At 42.9% G+C, this 2,398-nt stretch carries 3 protein-coding genes and 1 riboswitch; all 3 genes read left to right on the top strand.

The window, feature by feature from the left end:
- The first annotated feature begins 486 nt into the window (after nucleotides 1-486).
- The gene (locus ACQY6Q_RS02330) at nucleotides 487-915 is read left to right on the top strand and encodes an FKBP-type peptidyl-prolyl cis-trans isomerase (protein ID WP_063706214.1); all 429 of its coding nucleotides are present in this window, start codon (nucleotides 487-489) and stop codon (nucleotides 913-915) included.
- An 84-nt stretch (nucleotides 916-999) separates the two neighbouring features.
- Nucleotides 1,000-1,617: a histidine phosphatase family protein gene (locus ACQY6Q_RS02325; RefSeq protein WP_063706216.1), complete on the top strand. Its 618-nt coding sequence runs from the start codon at nucleotides 1,000-1,002 to the stop codon at nucleotides 1,615-1,617.
- Nucleotides 1,618-1,677: 60 nt separating this feature from the next.
- Nucleotides 1,678-1,745: riboswitch (cobalamin riboswitch) on the top strand.
- A 103-nt stretch (nucleotides 1,746-1,848) separates the two neighbouring features.
- Nucleotides 1,849-2,398: ABC transporter ATP-binding protein (locus ACQY6Q_RS02320; RefSeq protein ID WP_427977397.1), on the top strand; the 550-nt coding region annotated here is incomplete at its 3' end.

The following is a 2,398-nucleotide window of genomic DNA, read 5'->3' as shown; positions in this document are numbered from 1 at the left end:
AGACCATAACAAACATATTCATGGCTAAATAGTTAGCGAGTGGCTAGTTAGCAAGGGTAAAGTTGAACAGTGGGGTTGTTTAGTACAGAGTCACCCTCAGCAACAAACCCCGTAGGAGGCACTTCAGTGCCGAATCTAGACCATAACAAACACATTCACGGCTAAAGCCATTCCTACACGTACACTTTACCTAGACCCTAGAACCTAGAACCTAGAACCTAGAGCCTAGAGCCTAGAGCCTAGAGCCAGAGGGCGACGCAGCAAAAAACAACCCCACCGCGCGGCTGATCGCTGACGGCTGAAAGCTGATAGCTCTGTGTTGGGTTTCGCTGCGCTCTACCCAACCTACGCCAGATCCTCAAACTTTACTCTTTCTAACTCGTATCTTTCCCCTCTCTAACTTGCAACTTTACTCTCACAAACTTGCTTCACTTACCTTGTTATGCGATAAAGCGTTTTATATTTGTAATACAATTAAGGTTTGCTGTGTCTCGTAAGAAAACGACCAAGTCAAAAGGCTCTTCAGGTTTAAATCGTAAAAATAGTGAAGCATTTATTGCTAAGTTCTCATCGCATCCAGATACGCATCTATGCCCGTCGGGTTTAATGTATAAAGTGATTGATGATGTTGCAGGAGAGAGCGTATCAGAGTTCGATACAGTGGTTATTAATCAACGTATTATGCTTGCAGATGGCAGTGTCATTGCCGACAGTTATAAAGCGGGTATGCCTGAGGTTTTCGCATTATCCGAAGCTATAGAAGGGTTAAGAGAAGGGTTGCTATTAATGAATATCGGCTCTCGTTATGAATTTGTGATCCCCCCAGAGCTTGCTTGGGGTAAAAAAGGTAACGGTGGCAAGATTGGCGCAAATGCAGTGCTGCATTTTGATGTTCGTTTAATGCGTTTAGCTTAACTCTCTGAGCATAACAGCCTTAGCATAAGTCGACAGAGTATATAAAACGCGTTAACGTTCACTATTGGTATACTGAGGAACATTATGGACGCATTTACTTCACGAGTTTACTTTCTTCGCCATGGCGAAATCGCTACGCCTGGAATTCTTTCTGGGCAAATCGATGTCGATTTATCAGAGCTTGGTCTTAAACAAATGCGCCAAGCTTCTGCTGAGCTCATAAATTTAAATGCCATATATAGCTCTCCGCTAAAGCGTTGCTCAGTCCACGCTGATTATTTAGCAAAACAACACTTATGGCATGTACAGTATAATAATGCCCTGAAAGAGTTTAATTTTGGTGATTGGGATGGCCAAGATTACCAACAGCTTTGGCAGCAAACGAGTAAACCTCATATCGGTGATTTTTGGCAGCACCCTTGGCAAGTAAACGTACCTAATGGTGAATCTATGGCAGACTTTTACGCTCGGGTAGAGGCATGGTGGCACACGTTTTTGCAATCATTGTGTGAATCTAAGCATGAACAGTCATTGGTAATTAGCCATGCTGGGGTGATTAAACAAATTCTCGCTATTGTTTGTCAGATGCCAAAACAATCAGCCACACATTTAAATGTTTTCCATATTCCTTATGCAGGGCTAATTACAGTTGATGTATATATAGATGAACAAGGACAAGCTTGGCCTAAAATTGTTTTTTAGCCATCTAGAGCGATATTCATTGAATTATTTACTTAGCCCGCCATAATACTCATATGCTATGGAATGGGGTGAAATTCTCCAGCTGTTCCCGCAACTGTAATCCATCTAAATAATGGTCAGCCAGATACTTAGCACTAACAATTAATCATCGAGCGGGTCAACTCACGTCATTTTCTGGTACTTACCAGTGCTTTCTTGTGCGTTGCGATTACTCGCCAAGAGAGAATAAGCTTGCAACAAAATAGCCTTAGCGCTGCGCCATTAATATCAGTGTCTGATTTAAGTTGGGGTACTGCGAATAAAACGATACTTAAATCAATTAACCTTGAGTTTAACGCTGGGCAGTTTATCGGTCTACTCGGCCCTAATGGAGCTGGTAAATCAAGCCTGTTGCGCTGTCTTTATCGTTACTTGAAACCTCAGCAAGGGGCTGTGCTACTAAGCGGTCAAGATATCTGGCAAATCAGTGCTGACGAATATGCAAAGCAGGTTGCTGTGGTTTTACAAGAGTCTCCATCGCAGTTTAATTTGTCTCTTTTCGACGTGGTGAGTTTAGGCTTAACACCTCATAAGCGACTTTTCAGCGGTACGTCTACCAATGATAAGCAGCGTGTTTTTCAAGCGATTGAGCAGGTTGGTTTATCTCATCACAGTGAACAAGCATTTGATTCGCTCTCTGGTGGCGAAAAGCAAAGAGCGCTCATTGCGCGCTCAATCGTACAACAACCTAAGTTGCTCATCATGGATGAGCCTACCAGCCACCTTGATGTTAAATACCCAC

The sequence above is a fragment of the Agarivorans sp. genome (assembly GCF_050295395.1).
GTDB lineage: Bacteria > Pseudomonadota > Gammaproteobacteria > Enterobacterales > Celerinatantimonadaceae > Agarivorans.
This window is presented reverse-complemented; position numbering and strand designations above follow the sequence as displayed.

What these genes read in the sequence shown, in the direction of transcription:
- ACQY6Q_RS02325 (WP_063706216.1), top strand. Translation starts at nt 1,000, where the DNA reads ATGGACGCATTTACTTCACGAGTTTACTTTCTTCGCCATGGCGAAATC.